Source organism: Bacillus sp. B19-2, assembly GCF_022832475.1.
GTDB classification, from domain to species: Bacteria; Bacillota; Bacilli; order Bacillales; family Bacillaceae; genus Bacillus; species Bacillus paralicheniformis.
This window is the reverse complement of record NZ_JALHKQ010000002.1, coordinates 15,993-40,055: the sequence shown is the minus strand read 5'-3', so window position 1 is coordinate 40,055 and position 24,063 is coordinate 15,993. Positions and strand designations below refer to the sequence as shown.

Annotated in this window: 27 protein-coding genes; 9 read left to right on the top strand and 18 right to left on the bottom strand. The window is 46.0% G+C overall.

The window, feature by feature from the left end:
• Positions 1-39: 39 nt before the first annotated feature.
• The 6 genes from MST20_RS07495 (at position 40) to nagE (ending at position 6,367) form a co-directional block, all read left to right on the top strand.
• Positions 40-1,245: a CynX/NimT family MFS transporter gene (locus MST20_RS07495; protein WP_243941244.1), complete on the top strand. Its 1,206-nt coding sequence runs from the start codon at positions 40-42 to the stop codon at positions 1,243-1,245.
• Positions 1,246-1,376: 131 nt separating this feature from the next.
• Positions 1,377-2,627, top strand: a complete 1,251-nt coding sequence (nagA, locus tag MST20_RS07490; RefSeq protein ID WP_243941242.1) for an N-acetylglucosamine-6-phosphate deacetylase — start codon at positions 1,377-1,379, stop codon at positions 2,625-2,627.
• Positions 2,624-3,370 (top strand): glucosamine-6-phosphate deaminase, encoded by a 747-nt coding sequence (gene nagB, locus MST20_RS07485; protein WP_165428553.1) that lies wholly within the window; start codon positions 2,624-2,626, stop codon positions 3,368-3,370. Before nagA ends, nagB begins: the two co-directional genes overlap by 4 nt.
• The gene (locus tag MST20_RS07480; protein WP_243941240.1) at positions 3,367-4,098 is read left to right on the top strand and encodes a GntR family transcriptional regulator; all 732 of its coding nucleotides are present in this window, start codon (positions 3,367-3,369) and stop codon (positions 4,096-4,098) included. The genes nagB and MST20_RS07480 overlap by 4 nt, the downstream gene beginning before the upstream one ends.
• Complete coding sequence (gene murQ, locus MST20_RS07475) at positions 4,095-4,991, top strand: N-acetylmuramic acid 6-phosphate etherase (protein ID WP_243941238.1); 897 nt, start codon at positions 4,095-4,097, stop codon at positions 4,989-4,991. Before MST20_RS07480 ends, murQ begins: the two co-directional genes overlap by 4 nt.
• Before the next feature lie 2 nt (positions 4,992-4,993).
• Complete coding sequence (nagE, locus tag MST20_RS07470) at positions 4,994-6,367, top strand: N-acetylglucosamine-specific PTS transporter subunit IIBC (protein WP_243941236.1); 1,374 nt, start codon at positions 4,994-4,996, stop codon at positions 6,365-6,367.
• 42 nt (positions 6,368-6,409) lie between these two features.
• On the opposite strand, the gene rplI is transcribed toward nagE, so the two are convergent.
• The 4 genes from rplI to MST20_RS07450 form a co-directional block, all read right to left on the bottom strand.
• Complete coding sequence (gene rplI / locus MST20_RS07465) at positions 6,410-6,859, bottom strand: 50S ribosomal protein L9 (RefSeq protein ID WP_020453633.1); 450 nt, start codon at positions 6,857-6,859, stop codon at positions 6,410-6,412.
• Entirely contained in the window at positions 6,856-8,838 is a 1,983-nt protein-coding gene (locus MST20_RS07460; protein WP_020453634.1) for a DHH family phosphoesterase, read from the bottom strand. Before MST20_RS07460 ends, rplI begins: the two co-directional genes overlap by 4 nt.
• Before the next feature lie 35 nt (positions 8,839-8,873).
• Positions 8,874-9,803 carry a YybS family protein gene (locus MST20_RS07455; protein ID WP_243941234.1) on the bottom strand — a complete coding sequence of 310 codons (930 nt, stop codon included), beginning with the start codon at positions 9,801-9,803 and terminating at the stop codon, positions 8,874-8,876.
• Positions 9,804-10,019: 216 nt separating this feature from the next.
• Complete coding sequence (locus MST20_RS07450) at positions 10,020-10,160, bottom strand: hypothetical protein (protein WP_020453636.1); 141 nt, start codon at positions 10,158-10,160, stop codon at positions 10,020-10,022.
• Positions 10,161-10,315: 155 nt separating this feature from the next.
• Between MST20_RS07450 and MST20_RS07445 the strand changes: the two genes are divergently transcribed.
• Positions 10,316-10,792 (top strand): spore coat protein, encoded by a 477-nt coding sequence (locus MST20_RS07445; protein ID WP_026580413.1) that lies wholly within the window; start codon positions 10,316-10,318, stop codon positions 10,790-10,792.
• Positions 10,793-10,835: 43 nt separating this feature from the next.
• Here the strand turns inward: MST20_RS07445 and MST20_RS07440 are convergent, their stop codons facing one another.
• Both MST20_RS07440 and MST20_RS07435 read right to left on the bottom strand, forming a co-directional pair.
• Positions 10,836-11,255, bottom strand: a complete 420-nt coding sequence (locus MST20_RS07440; RefSeq protein ID WP_243941232.1) for a universal stress protein — start codon at positions 11,253-11,255, stop codon at positions 10,836-10,838.
• 17 nt (positions 11,256-11,272) lie between these two features.
• Positions 11,273-12,739 (bottom strand): SulP family inorganic anion transporter, encoded by a 1,467-nt coding sequence (locus tag MST20_RS07435; RefSeq protein WP_165428562.1) that lies wholly within the window; start codon positions 12,737-12,739, stop codon positions 11,273-11,275.
• 214 nt (positions 12,740-12,953) lie between these two features.
• On the opposite strand from MST20_RS07435, the gene MST20_RS07430 reads away from it, so the two are divergent.
• Positions 12,954-14,255, top strand: a complete 1,302-nt coding sequence (locus MST20_RS07430) for an MFS transporter (RefSeq protein WP_243941231.1) — start codon at positions 12,954-12,956, stop codon at positions 14,253-14,255.
• A 76-nt stretch (positions 14,256-14,331) separates the two neighbouring features.
• Here MST20_RS07430 and rpsR read toward each other — a convergent pair whose 3' ends face one another.
• The 6 genes from rpsR to MST20_RS07400 all read right to left on the bottom strand — a co-directional run bounded on the left by rpsR (position 14,332) and on the right by MST20_RS07400 (position 18,168).
• Positions 14,332-14,571 carry a 30S ribosomal protein S18 gene (rpsR, locus tag MST20_RS07425; RefSeq protein WP_003178022.1) on the bottom strand — a complete coding sequence of 80 codons (240 nt, stop codon included), beginning with the start codon at positions 14,569-14,571 and terminating at the stop codon, positions 14,332-14,334.
• 48 nt (positions 14,572-14,619) lie between these two features.
• Entirely contained in the window at positions 14,620-15,132 is a 513-nt protein-coding gene (ssbA, locus tag MST20_RS07420; protein ID WP_003178024.1) for a single-stranded DNA-binding protein SsbA, read from the bottom strand.
• 46 nt (positions 15,133-15,178) lie between these two features.
• Positions 15,179-15,466 (bottom strand): 30S ribosomal protein S6, encoded by a 288-nt coding sequence (gene rpsF / locus MST20_RS07415; RefSeq protein ID WP_020453642.1) that lies wholly within the window; start codon positions 15,464-15,466, stop codon positions 15,179-15,181.
• 113 nt (positions 15,467-15,579) lie between these two features.
• Entirely contained in the window at positions 15,580-16,680 is a 1,101-nt protein-coding gene (gene ychF, locus MST20_RS07410) for a redox-regulated ATPase YchF (protein ID WP_075751803.1), read from the bottom strand.
• Positions 16,681-16,860: 180 nt separating this feature from the next.
• A complete protein-coding gene (locus MST20_RS07405; protein WP_011201785.1) occupies positions 16,861-17,067 on the bottom strand; it encodes a DUF951 domain-containing protein in 207 nt (68 codons plus the stop codon).
• Between the two features lie 87 nt (positions 17,068-17,154).
• Positions 17,155-18,168 (bottom strand): YkvI family membrane protein, encoded by a 1,014-nt coding sequence (locus MST20_RS07400; RefSeq protein ID WP_023856802.1) that lies wholly within the window; start codon positions 18,166-18,168, stop codon positions 17,155-17,157.
• A gap of 303 nt (positions 18,169-18,471) precedes the next feature.
• On the opposite strand from MST20_RS07400, the gene yyaC reads away from it, so the two are divergent.
• Positions 18,472-19,089, top strand: coding sequence for a spore protease YyaC (gene yyaC / locus MST20_RS07395; RefSeq protein ID WP_145652019.1), 618 nt, complete (start codon positions 18,472-18,474; stop codon positions 19,087-19,089).
• A 36-nt stretch (positions 19,090-19,125) separates the two neighbouring features.
• Here the strand turns inward: yyaC and MST20_RS07390 are convergent, their stop codons facing one another.
• The 6 genes from MST20_RS07390 to rsmG all read right to left on the bottom strand — a co-directional run bounded on the left by MST20_RS07390 (position 19,126) and on the right by rsmG (position 24,061).
• Positions 19,126-19,974, bottom strand: coding sequence for a ParB/RepB/Spo0J family partition protein (locus MST20_RS07390; protein ID WP_243941229.1), 849 nt, complete (start codon positions 19,972-19,974; stop codon positions 19,126-19,128).
• Positions 19,967-20,728 (bottom strand): sporulation initiation inhibitor protein Soj, encoded by a 762-nt coding sequence (gene soj / locus MST20_RS07385; protein WP_020453647.1) that lies wholly within the window; start codon positions 20,726-20,728, stop codon positions 19,967-19,969. The genes MST20_RS07390 and soj overlap by 8 nt, the downstream gene beginning before the upstream one ends.
• A 241-nt stretch (positions 20,729-20,969) precedes the next feature.
• Positions 20,970-21,413 (bottom strand): carboxymuconolactone decarboxylase family protein, encoded by a 444-nt coding sequence (locus MST20_RS07380; RefSeq protein WP_243941227.1) that lies wholly within the window; start codon positions 21,411-21,413, stop codon positions 20,970-20,972.
• 66 nt (positions 21,414-21,479) lie between these two features.
• Entirely contained in the window at positions 21,480-22,337 is an 858-nt protein-coding gene (locus MST20_RS07375; protein ID WP_243941225.1) for an RNA polymerase sigma-70 factor, read from the bottom strand.
• Between the two features lie 55 nt (positions 22,338-22,392).
• Positions 22,393-23,244, bottom strand: coding sequence for a nucleoid occlusion protein (noc, locus tag MST20_RS07370; protein WP_145653701.1), 852 nt, complete (start codon positions 23,242-23,244; stop codon positions 22,393-22,395).
• Between the two features lie 97 nt (positions 23,245-23,341).
• Positions 23,342-24,061 carry a 16S rRNA (guanine(527)-N(7))-methyltransferase RsmG gene (gene rsmG, locus MST20_RS07365; protein WP_243941223.1) on the bottom strand — a complete coding sequence of 240 codons (720 nt, stop codon included), beginning with the start codon at positions 24,059-24,061 and terminating at the stop codon, positions 23,342-23,344.
• Between the last annotated feature and the right edge of the window lie 2 nt (positions 24,062-24,063).

The following is a 24,063-nucleotide window of genomic DNA, read 5'->3' as shown; positions in this document are numbered from 1 at the left end:
CATGTCACTTTTCCACCTGAAAGCAAAGGAGAATACAGCATGCATTACATTGACGCTCGACGCGCCCGTTTGAACAATATCTTATTGATTGCAGGAATCATATTTATCGCTTTTAATTTAAGACCGGCTATTACATCTGTCGGGCCATTGATCAGTTCGATCCGCTCGGACATGGATTTGACGAACGGCATGGCCGGCTTCTTGACGACGCTGCCGCTGTTATCTTTCGCCGTCCTGTCCCCAATCGCCCCTAAGCTCGGACAGAAGCTGGGCAATGAGAGAACCCTCTGGGTCGGATTGGTCATCTTATTGATCGGGATTTTGCTGCGCTCTTACGGAGAAGCTTTCACACTATTTGCGGGGACCGCATTGATCGGAATCGGCATCGCTATCTCCAACGTGCTCTTGCCCAGCCTGATCAAACATAAATTTCCTGACAAAGCGGGAATTATGACAAGTTACTATACGACAGCCATGTCGATTTTTGCGGCGCTCGCTTCAGGGATCAGCATTCCGCTGTCGCACGGTTTAGCGTGGGGATGGAGCGCATCGCTTATGGTCTGGGCCGGTCTCGCGTTTGTTGCGATTTTGATCTGGGTTCCCCAGCTCCGCTATCATGATACGGGAAACCGCACGGTCAGCTTAAAGACGGGCGGCCAAACGGTCTGGCGCTCGAAAATCGCCTGGCAGGTCACATTCTTTATGGGCATACAGTCGTTCTTGTTTTACTGCACGATCGCCTGGCTGCCCGAAATTCTCCGCTCGCACGGGATGAGCATGTCGCTTGCCGGCTGGATGCTGTCGCTGATGCAGTTTGCCAGCCTCCCGTCGACATTTTTGACTCCGGTTCTTGCCGGACGGTTCCGAAACCAAAAAAGCATTGTGCTGGCTCTCGGCATATTATACTTGGCGGGGATGTCAGGGCTATTGTACGGAGGCAATACTGCGATGCTGACGCTGTGGGTCATTTTAATCGGAATCGGACAAGGGTCCAGCATCAGTTTAGCCTTGACTTTAATCGGGCTGAGAAGCGAAAATGCCGATCAAGCCGCGGCATTATCAGGAATGTCGCAATCAGCCGGATATTTGCTGGCAGCGATTGGTCCAAGCTTTGTCGGTTTTCTTTACGATCACATGCACTCATGGAACGGACCGATTTTACTGTTCATCGGCGCGCTGGTCGCTTTGATCGGTGCAGGACTCGGTGCAGGAAGAAATCAATATATTTATGCTAAAGCAGCATAACGAAGCCGGCAGATAAGCCGGCTTTTTTTTGGAATATAACCTGACAACACAGCGGCTAAATGCAGTGTGATGCTGTATGATCAGATTTGACAAAAATAATTCTCTTAATGGTCTAGACAACTAGAGTTGTAATGTTCTATACTGATGATAACGTTTTCAAGAAAGGACTTTTGACTGTGAAAACTATACCTTCTCAACGCTATATGTTTAAACATCTTCATATTTACAGTGAAAATGGAACGATAGAAGACGGATTTCTTCTGACGAACGGGGGAAAAATCGAGGCTTACGGACCAATGACAGATATTCCCGCTTCCGCCGCAACGGCAGAACAGCTGACATTTCCGGAGAACTTCAAAGTGCTGCCGGGCATGATTGATGTTCATATTCACGGAGCAAACGGCGCAGATGTCATGGACGGAACAGCCGAGGCTTTGCAAACAATGGCCGAAGCCCTGCCGAAAGAAGGAACGACAAGCTTCCTGGCCACGACGATGACACAGGATAAAGCCACGATCGAGCATGCGCTGGCAAACGTTCACCGCTATAAGGAAGCCGGCGCCCGGCCCGGAACTGCCGAAGTATTAGGCGTTCACTTAGAAGGACCTTTTATTTCAGAAAAGCGGTGCGGCGCCCAGCCGCCGGATGATATTATCCCGCCGGATCTCTCGTTATTTAAAGAATGGCAGCGCATCTCGGGGAATAACATTAAATTAGTCACACTTGCGCCAGAGCTGGAAGGGTCTTTGGAACTAATTTCCTTTTTGAAAGAAACAGGTGTCACGGCTTCCGCCGGCCACTCCGACGCCGGACTCAAAGAAATGGCAGACGGGATTAAGGCCGGCATTTCCCATGTCACCCATTTGTTCAACGGCATGCGGGGGCTGCACCATCGCGAGCCGGGGACGGCCGGAAGCGCCCTTTTGCATGATGAACTGAAGGCCGAAGTCATTGCCGACGGCATTCATGTTCACCCTGCCGTCGTCAAGCTCGCATTTCAGCAAAAACAGAAAGAAGGCATCATTTTAATTACGGATGCGATGCGCGCAAAATGCTTGAAAAATGGAACCTATACATTAGGCGGACAGGAGGTGTTCGTGAAAGGCGAAAAAGCCGTCTTACAGGATGGTACGCTTGCCGGCAGCATCTTGAAGATGAACCAGGCGGCTCTGAACATGATCGATTTTACAGGATGTTCACTCGAAGATATCGTCTACATGACAGCGGTCAATCCCGCCAAGCAGCTTCATGTGTTTGACCGAAAAGGCAGCATACGGAGCGGGAAAGATGCCGATTTGATCATCCTAAATGAAAAAAATGAAGTTGTGATGACGCTTTGCAAAGGCGTGATTGCTTTCAGCAAAAGGGAGGTTTCACCATGAAAATCATTGAAGCTAAAAATTATCAGGACATGAGCCAAACGGCCGCCCGACTCATCATCGAGAAAGTAAACCGCTTATCTGCGCCTGTTCTCGGCCTTGCAACCGGAGGAACGCCTCTCGGCACATATCAGGTTTTAAGGGAAGACCATGCGCATAACAAAACGACTTACAAGCACGTCTATACCGTTAACTTAGACGAGTATGTCGGCGTTTCCCCGGATCATGAAAACAGCTATACATTCTATATGAAAAAACAGCTTTTCGATCACATTGACATTCCGCTCAGCCATACCCATCTTCCGGACGGGATGGCTTGTGACCTCGATGCCGAATGCAGCCGCTATGAAGCGCTGATCGAACGGCTTGGAGGCATTGATCTCCAAGTGCTCGGCCTCGGCTTGAACGGCCACATCGGGTTTAACGAACCGGGCACCCCGTTTTCATCGAAAACGCATACAGTCGAACTGACACAATCAACGAAAGAAGCCAATGCCCGTTATTTTGATTCCTATGACGCCGTCCCGTCGCAAGCCATAACGATGGGCATTTCCACGATCATGAAAAGCAAGCAGATCCTGCTGCTCGTTTCAGGAGAGAAAAAAGCGGGCATCCTGGCGAAGCTGCTCAGTGAAGAACCAAATGAAGACACGCCCGCTTCTGTCTTAAAAACACACCAGAACGTCGTCATCATAGCGGACAGCGATGCTTTATCAATCGTGAAAGAAAGGGGTATGGCCTTTTGATCAAAAAAGATTCCCACATTCCGATTTACTATCAGATTGAGACCGAGATTAAAAAGCTTGCCGAAACAAAAGATTTGAAGCCCGGCGACCTCATTCCTTCTGAAAGAGAGTTCGCAGAAAAATATGAGGTAAGCAGGATGACTGTCCGGCAGGCGGTCAACAACCTCGTTAATGAAGGCATTCTCGTCCGGCAGCGGGGAAAAGGAACATTTATTGCCGAGCCTAAAATTGAGCAGCCTCTCAAAGGATTGACAAGCTTTTCCGAGGACATGAAATCAAGAGGCATGAGACCCGGCACAAAAATGCTCGGCTTCGGCGTCATTCCGTGTGACCAGAGCACAGCACGCAAACTGGAGATACATGAAGGGGCTTCCGTCTATGAAGTCAAACGGATCCGTCTCGCAGACGACATCCCGATGGCTTATGAAATCTCCTATTTGCCCGCCGACCTCATCAACGGCCTGACAGAAGACATTATGAGCGCATCTTTGTACGACTATGTCGAAAATAAGCTCTCCCTTACGATTGACCGCGCCGCACAAACACTCGAGCCGGCGATTGCCTCTCCGGCAGAGAGCGAGCCTCTCGACATCGAGGAAGGCGCACCCGTCCTGCTCATCGAACGTTTGAGCTATTTGGACGACGGCAGACCGTTTGAAGTGGTCAAATCCATTTACAGAGGCGACCGCTATAAATTCGTCATCGATATGAAGAGGAAAGAACAATGAGGAAGACAGAAGATACGAACGACAAAAGCAAAGCACTTGATGAAATGAATGCTTTAGATATCGTCACCTTGATGAATGAGGAAGACTATACAGTTCCTCGCACCATTACGCCCTGCCTTCCCCTGATCGCCGAGGCGGCGGATACGATTGTCAGCCGCTTTAAGCAAGGCGGAAGAGTGTTTACAGCTGGCGCCGGCACAAGCGGCAGAATCGCAGTTCTTGATGCCGCAGAACTGCCGCCGACCTTCTCTATTGACGAAAGCCGTTGGACCGGTCTTATCGCCGGCGGATATGACGCGATGTGGAGACCTCTTGAAGAAAATGAAGATGACCGTGAAAAAATCGTCGCCGAACTGAAAGCGCAATCATTCTCGGAAGATGATGTCTTAATCGGCGTCACAGCGAGCGGCTCGACACCTTATGTCCTCGGCGCATTATCCTATGCCAAACAGCTCGGAGCCGCTTCTGTTTCGATCAGCTGCAACGCCGATACAGAAGCGGGCAAATTAAGCGATATCGCGATTGAGGTGCAAACAGGACCGGAAATTATCCGCGGTTCAACGCGGCTGAAAGCAGGAACCGCTCAAAAAATGATCTTGAACATGCTGTCAACAGCTGCAATGGCGAGGCTTGGCCGCGTCTATCAAAACGAGATGGTGAATATGAGACTGCTCAATCAAAAATTGGCCGGGCGCGCTGTCACCATTCTGATGAATACCACCGGATTATCACAGAATGAGGCCCAGCAAGCTTTAAAAGAAAGCGGCAATGACATCAAGGCAGCGATCTTTATGGTGTTGACAAACGGAACACTTGAAGATGCCCGCCGCTGTTTATCCCATGAAAATGGACATTTGAAAAAAGCGATTCAATATCATCGAAAGGGGTTTTAACTATGTTGGGATTTCTTCAAAATATCGGCCGCGCGCTCATGCTGCCGATTGCCGTTCTTCCTGCTGCGGGCCTCCTGCTTGCGCTGGGAAGAGAAGACCTGTTAAACATTCCGTTTATCGCCGCTTCAGGACAATCGATTCTTGACCAACTGCCGATCATCTTTGCGATAGGCGTTGCAATCGGGTTGTCAAAGGATGGCCACGGGGCCGCCGCACTGTCCGGAGCCATCGGTTATTTTGTCCTGACAGGCGGCTTAGCAGCCATCAATAAGGACCTGAACATGGGCGTTCTCGGCGGGATTATTTCAGGTGTCGTCGCCGCCGTCATGTATAACCGCTTTAAAGATGCAAAACTGCCTGACTGGCTCGGGTTTTTCGGCGGAAAACGCAGCGTTCCGATTATGACAGCCTTCTGTTCCATCATTCTTGCAGGCATTTTCGGCTTCGTCTGGATTTACGCACAGCAGGCCATTGACGCCATTGGCGGCTGGATCATTCATGCGGGGGCATTGGGAGTCGGCATATTCGGTCTTTTAAACAGGCTGCTCCTGCCGCTAGGCCTTCATCACATTTTAAACAATATGGTTTGGATGGTCTTTGGAGAATTTGCTGGCAAAACGGGAGACATGAACCGGTTCTTTGCCGGAGATCCAAGCGCCGGCGCCTTTATGACAGGGTTCTTCCCGATCATGATGTTCGGTCTCCCTGCGGCATGTCTGGCAATGATCGCCGCCGCGAAAAAGCATCGCCGCAAAGCAACGGCCGGATTGCTAATCGGATTGGCGTTCACATCATTTTTAACCGGTATCACGGAGCCGATTGAGTTCACATTCATGTTCCTGTCGCCGCTGCTCTTCGGTATTCACGCCTTGTTAACCGCAAGCGCCATGACCGTAACCAATATGCTCGGCATCCACCACGGCTTTACCTTTTCAGCCGGGACGATCGACTACCTTTTAAACTTTGGAATCGCCACAAAGCCGCTGCTATTGCTGCCGGTCGGTCTTGTATACGGCATTATTTATTTCGTCATCTTTTATTTCCTGATTACGAAGCTCAATTTGAAAACGCCTGGCCGAGAGGAGGACGATGACCAGGAAAACACACCTGTCAGCCCTGACACAGGATCGTCCAAATACGATACCCTTGCGGACAAATACATCGAAGCGCTTGGCGGAAAAGAAAACATTGAGACGCTGAACAATTGTGTAACCCGCCTCCGCCTCAAGGTCCGCGATGCTTCCAAACTGGATGAAAGCGCGATGAAAGCTATGGGAGCAAAAGGATTCGTGAAGCTCAATCAGCACGATGTACAGGTGATCATCGGTACAGACGTTGAATTCTTGGCGAATGAAATGAGAAAACGCACAGAATAAAAAATAAGCCCCTTCTGCACTGCATGAAGGGGCTTTGTTATTTTATGATTGCTCTTTCACGTGAACTTTCAGTGTTGCTTGTACTTCTGGATGGAGTTTCACGGGAACATTTGTATATCCCAATGAGCGAATCGCATCGTTTAATTCGATTTTACGTTTGTCGATCTTTAACTGATGGCTTTTTTGCAGCGCATCCGCGATTTGTTTGCTTGTCACGGAGCCGAATAGACGGCCGCCTTCTCCGGACTTGGCTGAAAGTTCCACCGTGATGTCCTCAAGTTGTTTTTTCAGCTCTTTCGCGTGTTTCAGTTCTTCAGCGGCTTCTTTCTTCTCTTTTTTCTTCTGGCCTTCAAGCGCGCTGATATTGGAGGATGTCGCTTCAACAGCCAGCCCTTTTTTGATCAAAAAGTTGTGCGCGTATCCATCTGCTACATTTTTCACTTCGCCTTTTTTCCCTTTGCCTTTAACATCCTGTAAGAAAATTACCTTCATTTCTGAATGCCTCCTTCGAAATACTCGTCAATCGCTTCTTTCAGTCGGCGGAGCGTTTCCTCAACCGTGATATCGGTCAGCTGTGTCGCGGCATTGGTTAAATGACCGCCGCCCTCGAGCGCTTCCATGATGATTTGAACATTCACTTCGCCGAGCGACCTCGCACTGATGCATACTGTATTCTCATCTCTTCTCGCCACAGCAAATGACGCTTCGACATCGCTCATGGACAGGAGAGAATCCGCGGCTTGCGCAATGATAACCTGGTCAAAATACTCGTCCGCCTCATCGTCCGGCAGCGATGCGATGGCGATGCCGTTTTGATAGAAAACGGTATGCTGAATCAACTTCGCCCTTTTAATATAATGATCGGCTGTTTCTTTTAAAAATTTTTGCACCAATACGGTGTCAGCGCCTTTTGCGCGCAAATATGACGCCGCATCGAACGTACGGGAACCGGTGCGCAGCGAGAAGCTCTTCGTATCGACAATAATCCCGGCCAAAAGGGCTGTTGCTTCGATCATGTTAATTTTTAAGCGCTTCGGCTGGTACTCGAGCAGCTCTGTCACAAGCTCCGCTGTAGATGAAGCGTACGGCTCCATATAGACGAGCAGCGGGTCTTTAATAAACTCTTCCCCTCTTCTATGATGATCGATAACGACGATATTTTCAATTTTATTGACCAGCCTTTCTTCAATGACAAAGGAAGGCTTATGTGTATCAACGATCACGAGCAGCGTGTCGTCTTTCGCAATCTCAAGCGCCTCTTCCGGCGTAATAAACCTGGACCACAGTTCTTCGTATTTTTTAATTTCCCCGATCAGTCTTTGAACGCTTGAACCGATCTGATTGGAGTCGATCACGACAAAACCGTCTTTGCCGTTTGCTTGAGCGACCTTCAAAATCCCGATGGCTGATCCGATCGAATCCATATCGGGAAACTTATGACCCATGATAATCACATTGCTGCTTTCAGAGACAATTTCCTTGAGGGCGTGTGAAATGACCCGGGCTCTGACGCGCGTCCGTTTTTCCATCGGATTCGTCTTGCCGCCGTAAAACTTCACTTTCCCGTTCGGCTGCTTGATTGCCACCTGATCTCCTCCGCGTCCCAGCGCCAGGTCAAGGCTGGATTGCGCCAAGTCGCCGAGCTCTTTCAATGATGCAACAGATGCACCGATTCCGATGCTTAACGTCAAGGAGATCGTATGAACGGATGTCTTCTCCCGAACTTCATCAAGGATCGAAAACTTTGATGCTTCAAGCTCGCTTAAAATGTGTTCGTTTAATACTCCGATAAACCGCTCAGAGGAAACCCGTTTTAAGAAAATGCCGTACTCTTGGGCCCACTGGTTCAAAAGCGATGTCACTTCACTGTTTATCGAGCTTCTTGTCTGGTCATCAAGCCCTTGTGTCACATCGTCGTAATTATCGAGAAAGATGTAGGCAAGGACCGTTCTTTCATTTTCGTATTGTCTCTCAATCTGCGTCTGCTCTGTGACATCGAAGAAATAAAGCAGCTTTTCTTCCCGTTTGATGACCACATTAAATTTCCGCTCATTCAGCGTAATCGTTTCTGTGTCCACTTCCTGCTTAATCAAAGGGACGACAGATTCACAAGTATCATAAAGCGACCGGCCGACGAGCGTATTTTCATTAAAGCATGACGCCATAAAAGGATTGGCCCACTCGATATAGTACTGATCGTTAAACAGCATGATCCCGATCGGCATTTCGAGCAGCGCCTCTTCCCCGACTTTTTTCAGACGGTAAGACAGCGTCGATATATAATCGTCCAGCTCTTTTCTGATTTGGGAGTCCGCCCGTCTCAAAAAGTACAATATGACACCCAGAATCAGAACGCCGGCCGCTCCTGCCACCCAATTAAAATAAATGTTGATGAGGACAGAAATGATTGTGACGACGATTAAAGAATATATGGGGTATCGAAATAACGGTTTTTCATAAAAACTTGGCACTCAAATCAACTCCTCACCATTGGAGAACATCGTGGCTACGATTTTTTTACTCTTTCTCTCAAGTTAAAGCCTATGTCAATTATACCTAAGATGCGAACAAGGTACATCAGGGGCGAAAACAACCCGATAATTAAAAAAAGAACCGGCAGGACAGTTGGCAGTTTCTTGGCATGGCAAAAGTAAAACACAAATGAAAACCCTTGAATGATCAAGACAAAGCCCATGATGAGACTCGCATTTAGCAGAATGGAGTAATATATACTGCCCTCTTCAACGGGAGCAAGCGACAGAAGAATCGTCAATAAATAGATCCAAATCATGCTTTGCGGAAGCCTCATATCCCTGAACGGTTTCAAGGACGGTATTTGGATGATGCGCCGAAGCACCGGCTTAGCGAGCAGGTGATTCAAAAACGCGGTGATTCCGGAAAATATCACAATGGCTGTCGGATATAAATATTGCGCCTGTTTGAATTGTTCATTCAGCAATTCGATCTGTTTAGCCGCTTCTTTATCATTTCCAAACTGTTTGATACTTGATTCAAAGGTTTTGATTGTTTCATTATATGCTTGATTGGCCGTCTCTATTAAGTTTAACCCAAGAAACTGAATGCTGATGAAAAGCAGCAGCACGAGCGAAATCATGTATGTAACGGCTGCTGCAGCAATCGCTTGGGCTGGCTCTTTTCTTCTGTAGAAAAAGCCCATGATCACCCCCGCAGCACTTACCGGAATAGCAAACATCAGTCCGCCTAAGGAACCGGCAATCAACGAAACGGGTAAACTGACCAATCCTACCGAAATCCCCGGCTTTAGACCGTACCTGATTGTTTGAACCATGGCAGGCAGCGGCAGCGTCAATACAAGAATGGTTCCGACGAAAGGAATATAGAGGCTGATCATCAGCAAAACGGCAAAAATACTGACCATGATAGCGCCTTCTACTAAAGCTCTTGTTTGTTTCACTTGTTCACCTCGTATGTTTAAATGTCATGAATCAAAAAGAGCAGCATAGACGACTGCTCTTTTCTAACGCCGAAAATTTCATTTTCAAATAAAGACGATGAGATGAGCAGGTCTCGGCCTTCTCTCATTGTTTCTTTATTCTAACATAAGGTCAAATCGCAAGTAAAACGATCATAAGGCTTGAGAAAACGAGTAAATGTTCCATGTGAAACACTGTCAGTCGAGAAACCCCGACTTCTCTTTATTTTTCTTTCTCGCTTTTCTGATCAACAACAATATAATCAAAATTGCGATCAGAAGCGTCACGCGAAGCCCGCCGCTCAAGAATAGAAAAAAGTCCTTCAACACATCCAACACATTGATCACCTCTCATTGTTGTCACTTAGATGCAAAAATCCCGTATGATTTGATTTCCCCTTTCCAAAACGGTCTAAAACGTCCCTCTGATTCTTCTATTAACCTTTAGACGGCAATGGGCATATGCTGAGAAAAAGCAATAAAGGAGAATATGCATGACAACAAAAACATTGGCTTGGCATGAAACGATGGAGTTGCATGAACTGATCGCGGCCCAGTCTGTCGGATTGGTCAAGATCAAGAAAAGCATGAAAAAAATCAGCGATCCTCAGTTAAGACAGCTTTACAGTGTTTCAGCGAAGGCATTGGAGCAAAATTTACGGGAGCTTCTTCCCTTTTTGCCAAAAGCTCCGGCATTTCATCGGGAGGAAGAACGGGCCGACCTGTATTTTGATGCGGGTGATCTGTTGGTACTGGCGAAAACGACCGTTCGAAACTATGCGATTGCGATCACGGAAACGGCGACGCCCGAGCTCAGAAGAGTGTTTGTTAAACAAATCAATGCGGCTATTAAATTGCATGAACAAATTTTTTATTTTATGTACCAGAAAGGCTTATATCCCGCCTATAATCTCGTTGACCTGCTAAAAGGCGACGCCATGCACGCCCAAAAAGCGATATCGATGAGATAAAAAAAGCCAGCAAGGATAGGATCCTCACTGGCTCTGTTTTAGGCTATTTTACAATTAAAACCGGACACTTCACTCTTTTCGCCACTTTATGGCTGACACTTCCCAGCACCATTTCCTGCAAAGTGTTCAGCCCCCTGCTTCCGATAATCACGATATCCACCTCATGATGGTTGGCGTACGATACGATCGTCGGGCCCGGATCCCCGTGCTGCATCGTCATTTGATAGGGAACGGCCGATTGTTTGAATTTATTTTCTATCGACAGCAGCCTGCTGCGCCGTTCACGTTCGAGTTCTGCACGGTTTTCGCTATGCAGAACTTCGTGTTTTGCTTTCGCATAATCCAATACATAAATAACGTCGACGACCGCCTGCTTTGACATGGAAGCCAAATGAATCGCATGATCGGCCGCTCTTTCAGAATGCTTTGAGCCGTCAGCAGCCAGCAATATATTTTTATACACCCTTCATCACCCGTTTCTTAGTGATTTGACACTGAACGATGAGGCTGATCATAAGTTGCCAGTTTTTCGACCAGCTTCCAGCTGGACTCATTTAAACCAATCAAGTCAACGTCTATTCCCTGATCTTTCATTTTCAAAACGACTTTATCGATAGCCGCCACAGCGGAATCATCCCATATATGGGCCTCTGAAAAATCAAGAATGACCTTTTTCGTTTGCTCATCTGTTTTAAAAGACTTTACGAAATCTTGAACAGATGCAAAGAAAACTTGCCCTTTAATGATGTACTTGACCGCATGTTCTTCTGACTTTTCTTCAATTTTCAATTTGGAGATTTTCGCCACAAAGAAGATCGCGCTCAAAATAACGCCGGCAAAAACCCCTTTTGATAAATCGTGGGTCGCCACAACGGTAATAACGGTCACAAGCATGACAATGGAATCTGTCAGCGGCACCTTTCTCAACATGCTGAACGAAGACCAGTCAAACGTACCGATCGATACCATAATCATCACACCAGCCAAGGCCGCCATCGGAATCTGTACGACCCAGTCGCCCAGCACCAAGATCAAAAACATTAAGAAAACGCCGGCAACAAAAGTGGACAAGCGGCCTCTTCCTCCAGATTTCACATTGATCACAGACTGGCCGATCATCGCGCATCCCGCCATGCCACCGAAAAATCCGGCGACAATGTTGGCGATGCCCTGTCCGCGGCTTTCCCTGTTTTTATCGCTTTCCGTATCTGTCATATCATCAACAATAGAAGAGGTTAATAATGACTCAAGCAAGCCGACGATGGAAAGCGCAAAGGCTGTTGGAAAAATAATGGCCAACGTCTCAAAATTGAAAGGAATATTGGGAATCATAAAAGCAGGCAATGATTGCTTCATTTCTCCCAAATCACCGACAGTGCGGAGATCAAAATGGCCAAAAATAGCAAATACAGTCATCGCAATAATGGCAACAAGTGCAGATGGAACGGCTTTTGTAAAGCGGGGAAGAACATAAATAATCAACAACGTAATCCCGACCACAACATACGTCATATTCGAAACTCCAACAAAATGAGGAACCTGCGCCATAAAGATTAAAATGGCGAGCGCATTTACGAAACCTACCATAACCGACCGCGGAATAAATTTCATAAAGCGCGCAATCTTCAGCACCCCAAATATCAATTGGATGATTCCCGTTAAAATCGTAGCAGCAAATAAATAATCAAGCCCGTGATCCCTGACCAAAGATCCCATCAAAAGAGCCATCGCCCCAGTCGCAGCTGATATCATCGCCGGACGGCCGCCCGTAAAGGAAATGACAACGGCAATACAAAAAGATGCGTACAAACCGACCATCGGGTCTACACCCGCAATGATGGAAAACGCTATGGCTTCAGGAATGAGAGCAAGCGCTACGACGATACCCGAAAGGATATCCCCCCGTACATTAGAAAACCATTCGCTATTTAATTGTTTAACATTCAAAGATTCAACACCTCGTTCGTAATCATTTGCTTCTAACTCTCATAGAAGCCATCTGTTTTTAACATGTTTCACTTTAGCAAACTTGTATCAAAATGTCTATATGGTTTTTTTTCCGCGGCCGTTTACTCCCCGCAATCCCGTGGAAATGAACACGAAGAAATTAAGAATGTAATTTTGAAAAGAGTCCAATCTAATCATTAGAGGAGGTTTCAATATGGCGCAAGAGCTGGAAAAACGACCGGGGCATACAAGATGGTATATTTCTTCTTTATTAAGCAGCATGATCATTTTAAATTACTTTGACCGTGTTGCCATTTCAGTCGCGGCTCCTGCGATACAGGATTCCTTTCAATTGACGGCAACCCAATTAGGCATCGTCTTTTCCATCTATACCTACTCATACACGCTGATGCAGATTCCGGTCGGGAGTCTCTTGGACAAGTACGGCGTTGCCTGGGTAACAAGGATCGGAATGACCGTATGGAGTTTTCTAACCATTATATTGGCTTTTTTACAGGGGAAATTGCTTCTTTATATTGTCAGATTTTTAATCGGGCTGACGAGTGCTTCAGCATTTCCTGCCGCTTCCAAAGCCACGGCATTATGGTTTCCGCCAAATGAGCGCGGTCTTGCCAATTCTCTGTTTGACTCGGCAGCCAAGTTCGCAAATGTCATCGGCGCACCTCTCGTTGCCTTTTTAGTCACGACATTTGACTGGCGAGCCGCTTTTTTAACGATCGGAATCATCAATGTACTGTTCACCGTATTTTTCTGGATGTATTATGAACAACCCGATCGGCACAAACGAATCTCAAAAGAAGAGCTTCATTATATTCAAAAGCATAATGCCGTATCAGAGGAAGACATCACGGAACGGACGCTCATTGCTTTAAAAGCAATGCTGGCAAACCGCAAAGCATGGGGGCTGATGATCGGATTCACGGGTTACGGTTATACATTCAACCTGCTCTTAACCTGGCTCCCGACTTTCTTTAAAGAAACATACGGAATGGATATTATGTCATCAGGGCTGTTTACAGCGGTTCCCTGGCTGATATCGACGGTTTCCGGAATCGTAGTGGGCGGATGGCTCGTCGATTTTTTAATTCAAAAGGGGCATTCGAATACAAAAGTGTACCAGACCATTATCGCAATCGGCATGAGCCTTGGATTTGCCTTTTTGGGAGCTGTCTTCACGCACAACATCACGATCGCGATCATCTGCATTTCCGTCGGCTTAGCCGGAATATCTGCGACTGCGCCTGTCGGCTGGTCGATATCAGCTGATATTGCACCGGCTGGTTCCATCTCTCTGCTCAGCTCAATGGTCAATTTGGCAAATAACTTATTCGGAGGGATTATCGCGGTTTCTTTAACAGGTTATCTGGTCGATGTGACCGGTTCATTTACGCTCAGCTTTTTAGTAGCCGGATTTGTATTACTGCTTGGACTCGTGTTCTACCTTGCAGTCCTCGGCGACATCAAACGGATTCAGATTGGCAAGCAAGAAACCTGAATGCCGCAGAAAACGGACTGGCTTTTGATGATAAAAAAAGAACAAGACCGTATTGGGTCTTGTTCCTTTTATCGGCTTACTCGCCTGCTACGTATGGAAGTAAAGCCATTTGACGAGCGCGTTTGATTGCAACAGTCAATTTACGTTGGTATTTCGCGCTTGTTCCTGTTACACGGCGTGGTAAGATTTTACCGCGCTCAGAGATAAATTTTCTAAGAAGATCTACATCTTTGTAGTCGATGTGCGTAATGCCGTTAGAAGTGAAATAACACACCTTACGGCGTTTCGCACGACCGCCTCTGCGTCCTCCTGCCATCGTTATTTCCCTCCTTTCTATTCTGTTTTTTTATTCGTCCGTCATCCATTAAAATGGCAAGTCGTCATCAGAGATGTCAATCGGCTTTCCATCGTTTGCGAATGGATCGTCATTGAAGCTGTTGCCTTGATTGCGATTCTGATTGTTTTGACTGCCGCCGAATGGAGCCGGTTCATTCTGTCCGCCGCCAAAGTGTTGGCCTCCCTGGCCTCCGCTGTAACCGCCTGAACCAGAACCGCCGCCTTTAGGCTCCAGAAATTGAACACTTTCAGCTTGAACTTCCGTGACGTATACACGCTGTCCTTGCTGATTTTCATAGCTGCGCGTTTGCAAACGTCCATCTACACCCGCAAGACTTCCTTTTTTAAGGAAATTCGCAACGTTTTCGGCTTGTCTTCTCCAGACAACACAGTTGATGAAATCAGCTTCACGTTCACCCTGCTGATTCGTAAACGTACGATTGACAGCAAGCGTAAAGGTGGCAACAGCTGCACCGCTTGGAGTATAACGAAGCTCTGGGTCCTTTGTCAGTCTGCCGACTAAAACAACTCGGTTAAGCATATTGAGAGACCATCCTTTTGCTTTAGAGTATATAATTCAATTCTGTTTATTCTTCTTCTTTAACCACGATGTGGCGAATGATGTCATCACTGATTTTAGCTAAACGGTCAAATTCTTGAACTGCTTCAGCACCAGCTTGAACGTTTAAGATTTGGTAGAATCCGTCGCGGAAATCGTTGATTTCGTACGCAAGACGGCGTTTTCCCCAATCTTTTGTTTCAGTGACCTCCGCACCGTTAGTTGTTAAAATGTTGTTAAAACGCTCAACAACAGCCTTTTTAGACTCTTCATCAACGTCTGGGCGGATGATGTACATGATTTCGTACTTTCTCATTTGTATTTGCACCTCCTTTTGGACTAAGCGGCCCATTATATTGGGCAAGGAGCAATAATCCTATTACTCACAATTTTATATTATATCAAAGCTCTTGTCCTATTTCAACTGTGTTATACATTGAAACGGAAATGAATGACATCGCCGTCTTTCACAATGTATTCTTTCCCTTCAAGGCGGACTTTTCCGGCCTCTTTTGCTGCGGCCATGCTTCCCGCCTCCAGCAGATCGTCGTAAGCGACTGTTTCCGCACGGATAAATCCGCGTTCAAAGTCCGTATGGATGATACCCGCACATTCAGGGGCTTTCATTCCCTTTTTAAATGTCCAGGCTCTGACTTCCTGTTCTCCCGCTGTAAAATAAGTGGCGAGTCCAAGGAGGGAGTAGGACGCTTTAATCAGCTGATCCAAACCGGATTCTTCGATGCCGAGTTCTTCAAGGAACATTGCCTTCTCTTCGCCTTCAAGCTCTGCGATTTCGGACTCAATTTTGGCGCAGACGACGATGACTTCCGCGTTTTCAGCAGCAGCAAATTCCCGGACCTTCTGGACGTACTCGTTTCCTGAAGGATCAGCCACTTCATCCTCGCTGACATTCGCTACATATAAGACAGGTTTTGTCGTCAGCAGATGAAGCTGCTTCAACACCTTTTGCTGCTCTTCTGAGAACTCGACAGAACGGGCCGGCTTTTCCTGTTCAAAGGCCTCTTTTAACTTTGTCAAAATCTCAAATTCAAACACGGCTTCTTTGTCTTTTTGCTTGGCCATCTTTCCGACCCGGCCGATCCGCTTCTCAACGGTTTCAAGGTCAGCCAGTATCAGCTCAAGGTTGATCGTCTCGATATCTGAAATCGGATCTACTTTCCCGGACACGTGCGTGATATTGTCGTCGGCAAAACAGCGGACAACATGGCAGATTGCATCCACTTGGCGGATGTGGGACAGGAACTTGTTTCCAAGCCCTTCTCCTTTTGATGCTCCTTTTACAATGCCGGCGATATCGGTGAATTCAAATGCGGTAGGGACCGTCTTCTTCGGATTGACAAGCTCTGTCAGCTTTTGCAGACGCTCATCAGGAACCTCTACGATTCCGACGTTTGGATCAATCGTACAAAACGGGTAATTGGCCGATTCTGCCCCGGCCTGAGTAATTGCATTAAATAAGGTTGATTTCCCAACGTTAGGCAAACCAACAATCCCAGCTGTTAAAGCCATTGTTTCATCTCCTCTATAATGAACATCCATGTGTAGTCGTAAATGTTAAACCTGCAACAATTATAAGGATGATTACAGTAAAAGACAAGCTGACAAAACTTGCTTTTCAAGCATACAATCTAGGTGAAAATTCTTTTTTTCGTTGAGATCGAAAAAAAAGCATGAGGGGGTCCGCAAAAATTAAGATTCGGACTCCTCATGCTTAACTAATATCTTTTTCAGCTTTCTTTGAAACTCTTTACGCGGGATCATGACACTGTGTGAACAGCCCTCGCACTTGATCCGGATATCCATTCCCATCCGAATGATCTTCCAGCGGTTCGTCCCGCAGGGATGCGGCTTTTTCATTTCGACCACGTCATTCAGGCCAAATTCTTTATCGGCCAACATCGTTCACCTCTTTGCTTCCTTGTTGTGATCTTATTGTACAAAAAACCACGGCGAAAGAGCAATTCTTCATAACCATAAATATATTTATTTCCATTTACTTAAAATCGGATAGAGTAAAATATTTACCAATAAATACAAATTTAACAGCCCATAAATTGGATATAAAAAAGCGATTAAATTTGAAAAGCCGATTGATGTAAAAGGCACCATGATCGACAGAAGCAGGAGGACGATTACCCATCTCGGCCAGTTTACAAGTGACAGAAAACGGCTGGACAGCCCGAGAATGCTCGAGATCGTCGTTGTGTAGATCGCGACGCAAAGAACAGCCGTCATAAAAATAAAAATCGGAAAAGGCGCGCCCTCCAAAACCGCGAATAAAGGAATTTCATAATGGGCCAGTTCACCGGCAAGCTCAACAAGGGTCTCATTGTACATGTATGAAATAGCGCCAAACACCAGGCCGCTTAATATGCTGGCAATCTTCGCTTCTCCGACTCCCTTCATCTCTTTGCCGACCGCAGACAATACAGCGACAACAGATAATATGTTCAGCGAAGTGAATGCGATGCCGGCAGGCCAGTTGTATTGATGAGTCAAATTGAGCAGCCACGGCTGATGATGAGCGGTTTGAAAAGAAATCAGCGCATACAGCAGCCCAGCCACCAAAATCGGGATTAAGTAGCTGTTAACGGACAATATGCCATTAAGCCCCCAGAAAAACAACAACCCTGTGCATAAACAAAACAAGATGACGCCAGTCCAAAACGGGATATGAAAAATTTGCAGCGTTACCCCGCCACCTGCAATCATCACAATCGTCGTCGTAAACAAGTACAGGATGATCAGCACATCGTATACTTTAGCCAGCAGCGGACCGATTAATGTTTCGAGCACAGGCAGAAAATGCTCTGATTTTTGTTCGTAGCTGATCTTCATCACAATATAAGTTGACAGGCTGAACATGATCGTAAACAACAGGATAGCCAGTCCGCTTTCATCACCAAAAAACTGCCATATTTCCTGGCCGGACGCATATCCCGCACCTATTAAGCTTCCTAAAATAAGAAGCATCCACTTCATCCCGGCTCTCCACACGATTTGCTCACCCCAGCAATATAGTTTTTAAGCTTGTTTCTCCGCTTATGACACTATATTGCCGGTCCTCTATAAAAATTCATGAATCCCCTTTCGACTTTTCTCATTCAAACGAATTAATTATATCAATATAATAAAATAAATTATCATATCTTCTTTTAGTAAAGTAATTTTTCCGCCTGACCAAATCGTTTCATCCAAAGCATAAAAAAAGAGACAGCTGGATATACTGTAAACAACCATTCATACTCGAAAAACACACCAAGGCACTGCTGTTACCATGATGACAAGGATGTGAAGCCTATGAATCGAAAAGGCGGAATTTTTTCTCAAGAACCAATAAATGAATATATTTCTCATTCGGATCCGCTAGCTGTGAAACAAATAGAGAAAGTTCTTTCCGTCTATTTAAAGGAAGCCGAAGACCGGCCCATCGTGATCGTTTGCATCGGTACAGACCGCTCCACCGGAGATTCGCTCGGTCCCCTCGTAGGAATGAAACTCTCCGCAAAACAGCTGACACGTTTTCATGTCTATGGAACGCTTGCCGACCCGGTTCACGCCGTAAACTTAAATGAAAAGATTGATCATATTCATCAGCAGCATCAAAATCCATTTATGATTGCAATCGATGCCTGTCTTGGACGAACCAAAAGCGTGGGGTCTTTTCAAATCGGCAAAGGACCTTTGAAGCCGGGAGCAGGCGTTCAGAAAAGCTTGCCTGAAGTCGGCCACGTGCATATTAACGGCATTGTCAATGTCAGCGGCTTTATGGAGTATTTTGTCCTGCAAAATACAAGGCTCAACCTTGTCATGAGCATGGCGGATGTGCTCGCTGACGGGCTGTCGCATCTGGAGAAAGCCGGGTGGCAGCGGCGCCATGTGTCACCAATTCAAAGAATGACCGGAAGGATGTCATAAAAAAACCATCTGCACATGATCAGATGGTTTTTAAGCTTATGCGTCTTCTTGGGCCAGCAATTCGAGAATACGCTCCAAGTCTTCATTTGAATAAAATTCGATTTCGATTCTGCCTTTTTTCTTTTGCTTTTTAATGGTCACCGGTGTTCCAAAATAGTTTCGCAAATACGACTCTCGTTCTTTGATCACTGCATCTTTTACTTGTTTCGGCTTCTTTGTTTCACGTGGAACATCAGCATTCAACTGTTGAATTAACTTTTCAAGCTGGCGGACGTTCAGCTGTTCGGACACGACCTTTTGAATAAGCGGCTCAAGCTTTTGCTTGTTTTTCAATCCAAGCAATGTTCGGCCATGGCCCATCGATAACGTACCGTTGTCAATTAGCTTTTGAACGTCTTCAGGAAGTGTCAGCAGCCGTAAGTGGTTGGCGATGTGAGGCCTGCTTTTTCCAAGCCTTTTTGCCAGCTGTTCCTGGGTCATATCGAGATGTTTGAGCAAAGATTCATAGGCTTTTGCTTCTTCAAGCGGAGACAGGTCTTCTCGTTGAAGATTTTCCAATAGGGCAATCTCCATCATCAGGGATTCCGACAGCTCGCGCACAATCGCAGGAATGGTTTCCAATCCGGCTTTTTCAGCAGCCCGGTAACGGCGTTCTCCGGCTACAATATCATAGCCTTTAATTGACTTTCTGACGATGATGGGCTGCAAAACACCGTGTTGCAAAATGGACTCCTTCAAATCTTTTAACGATTGGTCATCAAACGTTTTTCTCGGCTGATAAGGGTTGGGCCGCAAGTCTTGCAGCTTGATTTCCTCAACCGTTTCTTCGGATAAATCAACATTTGAAAACAATGCATTAATCCCTTTTCCGAGACCTTTAGGCATTCGCAGCCACTTCCTTTGCTAATTCTAAATAGACTTCCGCTCCTCTGGAACGAGGATCATATAAAATGATCGGCTTTCCATGGCTCGGCGCTTCACTGAGCCGGACATTCCGGGGGATAACCGTTTGGTATACTTTATCGCGGAAGTACTTTTTCACTTCTTCGATGACCTGTATGCCTAAATTCGTTCTTGCATCAAGCATTGTCAGCAATACACCGTCTATCATCAGATCCGTATTTAAATGTTTTTGCACGAGCCGGACTGAGTTGAGCAGCTGGCTCAGCCCTTCCAGTGCATAATATTCGCACTGGACCGGAATCACGACGGAATCGGAAGCCGTAAGCGCATTGATTGTAAGCAGCCCTAATGACGGCGGGCAGTCAATAATCATAAAATCATAGTTTTGTTTAACCGATTCCAAAGCCCTTTTCAGCCGGACTTCACGGGAAATGGTCGGAACGAGTTCGATTTCCGCCCCCGCAAGCTGAATCGTGGCAGGAATGACATCCAAATTTTCTACGGATGTTGTTTTGATGACATCTTTCACATCTGCATCATCTACTAATATATCGTACACACATTGATCAACATCAGCTTTTTCAACGCCGATACCGCTTGTTGCGTTTCCTTGCGGGTCTATGTCGACTAACAAAACCCTTTTCCCGATGTAAGCTAAACAAGCTCCCAGGTTAACAGAGGTTGTCGTTTTACCAACGCCACCTTTTTGGTTTGTGATCGCAATAATTTTCCCCACAATGTCACCTACTTTCACATTGAACAAGTTTCTCTCATTTCTCTATTTTAACAAAAAAAGAATCGGCCGTTTGCTTTTTTTGAATTTTTGTTTTTTCAAAGAGATCCGTTTTTTCTATTTTTCGACATAAAGAAACCATTTTTTTATCTCAGAAAAAGGAGAAGAGATGTTCAAGTGAAATGAAAGATAGTTTTATTATTATATTAATATAAAAAATCCCCCTGTCTTAGGGGGATTTCAATCAATCTGCTGCGGGCATTTTCCGGGTGGCGATGGCAATTCTGTTCCAGGCATTTATTGTGACGGCTGCCATGATCAGTTCGGCTGTTTCAGCTTCTGTAAAATGGATCCTGACTTCGTTGTATACTTCATCCGGCAGCCCGTGCTCGCCGATTCGCGTAACGGCTTCAGTCAGCGCCAATACCGCCCGCTCTTTTTCCGTGAAAAAAGGCGCTTCCCGCCACGCATTGAGCGCATAGATCCGCTGTTCCGTCTCACCGTTCTGCCTTGCATCTTTCGTATGCATATTTAAGCAGAAAGCACATCCGTTCAGCTGTGAAGCCCGGATTTTGATCAGTTCCTTTAAGACGGGATCAATGCTTGAGGAAGCCTGCGCTTTTTCAAGCTCCAGCATTCCTCTGTAGCCCTCAGGGTTTACTTTTTCCATTAGAAATCTCGTTTCCATGTCTATTCCTCCTTTAAATGATTCACTTATATAACAAGTGAGGAACGACGTTTGTGACAGAAAACGTTATATTTTAATGTGCTTCAGTTTATCGGGATTTGACACGATAAACACATTTTTGACGGAATCGCCTTCCGGGTTCCAAGCAAAGCAAACAGCGTAAGCCGGGCGGTTGTTTTTTATGATCAAAACGCCCTTTTGGCCGTTGATATCGACAGGTATAAAGCGGCCGAAAAAGCTTCCCTTTGAAACAACTCCCGTAAAAAACGCATAAATGCGGCTCTTTCCATAGATCGGTCTCAACGCGCTGCGTACTTTTCCGCCGCCATCCGTATACAATACGGCATCTTCAATCAATGTTTTGGAAAACTCCTCAAAGTCACCGGTTTTCGCTGATTCGATAAACAGCCGGGCCAGTTGCTGTTCTTCGACCGGCTGTGATAATACCGAAATATCCCCATTTAGCTTCTGTTTCAGCCGGCTGTGAATTTTACGGCAGTTCGCTTCCGACTTCTCAATTATGGACGAGATTTCCTTATAGTGATATCCGAATACTTCCCTAAACAACAAAACGGCTCTTTCCACAGGATTTAACCGGCTCATAACTACCAAAAACGCATAGGAAACATTTTCTTTTTCTTCAACGTATTCCGCCGGACTTTGAGCTGAAAGCTCCACCTGCGGTTCAGGAAGCCATTCCCCGATATACACCTCCCGCTTCTTGCGGGCAGACTGCAGTTCATTTATGCAGCGGTTTGTGATAGATTTCGTCAAATAGGCTTGAATATGGTCAATTTGACCGATATCTTTTTCCTGGAGGTCTGCGAACAATTCCTGGACGATGTCCTCTGCATCCTGCAAAGACCCGAGCATACGGTAAGCAATTGAAAAAAGCAAAGAATGATATTGTCGATAGTATTCCATAGATGCTCCCCCATTGATATTTTGCCTAAAAAAATAAAAGCTCTAGAGGGAGCTTTTATTTCGGTATCCGGATCGTAAACTGAATATATTCTTCAAATTCCTCTTCTTCCGTATTCAGTTTGACGCCGCTGTCTTCCACCATTGATAAGGACTGGCGAATCGTATTCATCGCGATTCTTGCGTCTCTGCTGTACGCTTTTCTCTTCGGTTTCGGCTTGCGTTTATCCTGCTCAAGCATTTTGACGACACGGTCTTCGGTTTGCTTTACATTTAAATTCTTTTCAATGACTTCATGTAACAGCTTGACTTGAAGGTCGGGCTGTTTCAACGGTATGAGCGCTCTTGCGTGGCGCTCTGAAATTTCTTTTTTCAAGATCGCTTCCTGCACCTCTTCCGGAAGCTTCAACAGTCTGAGTTTATTGGCGATTGTTGACTGGCCCTTTCCAAGCCTTTGTGCAAGGGCTTCCTGCGTTAAATCGTGAAGCTCTAAAAGCCTTGCATAAGCATGCGCTTCTTCAATCGAAGATAATTCTTCCCTCTGAAGGTTTTCGATTAGAGCGACGGAAGCGGTCTCCGTATCTGAAAAATCCTTAATAATAGCGGGAACCTTCTCCCAATCGAGCGTTTGAACCGCCCGCCAGCGCCGCTCTCCGGCTATGAGTTCATATTGGCCTTCCCGCTCTGTTTTTCTGACGACAATCGGCTGGATAATGCCGTGTGTATGAATGGTTGCAGCTAATTCTTTAATTTTTTCTTCTGAGAAAATGGTGCGCGGCTGAAAACGGTTAGGAATTATATCGCCTACTGGAATCTCTTGAATTTCTTCTTTATTCGTATCATGTTCAGCAATCTCTGCTTCTTCTTCCTTGTCGCCAAGTCCGAAGAGACGAGAGAATGAATGCTTCATGTACCTACACCACCTTTAAACACTGCCATTTTTATAATTCTATTTTCTCATGAATTTTCCTTCTGTGACATCACGAAATTTGAAGAAAACGAATAATTTAACCTTCAATAGGAGATTTATTAGGTGTTCCAGGCTTTCTTGGAAATTTCTTCGGTGTCTGCGATTGTTTTTTGATGACAATGATGTTTCTGTCGCTTTCTTCAATTGGCAGCTGAAAAGAATGTACGGTTTCAATTTTGCCTCCAAGCATTTTGATGGCTTTTTTGCCCGTTTCAATTTCTTCATCAGCCGAAGCTGCTTTTAACGCTACGAATAAACCGTCTTTTTTCACAAGCGGAAGGCAGAGCTCGCTGAGAACCGAAAGGCGGGCGACAGCGCGGGCCGTCACGACGTCATAGCTTTCTCTGTGGTCTTTCGATCTTCCGAATGTTTCCGCGCGGTCATGGTGAAAAGCTGTGTTTTCCAGCTTCAAAGCATCTGACAGCTGATTCAAAAAGTGAATCCGTTTGTTCAGTGAGTCAACGATTGTGACGTGAAGGTGAGGAAAGCAGATTTTTATCGGAAGGCTTGGAAATCCGGCGCCCGCTCCAACATCACAGAGACTGTTCATCTTTTTGAAATCAACATAAAAAGAAGCGGCGATGGAATCGTAAAAATGCTTTAAATACACTTCTTTTCTCTCGGTAATCGAGGTTAAATTCATTTTTTCGTTCCACTCAACAAGCCATTCGTAATAGGTCTCAAATTGCTCCAGCTGGAAGGAGGAAAGGGAGATGCCTTTCTCCTCCAAACCGGCTGTAAATTGCTCAATGTTCATGC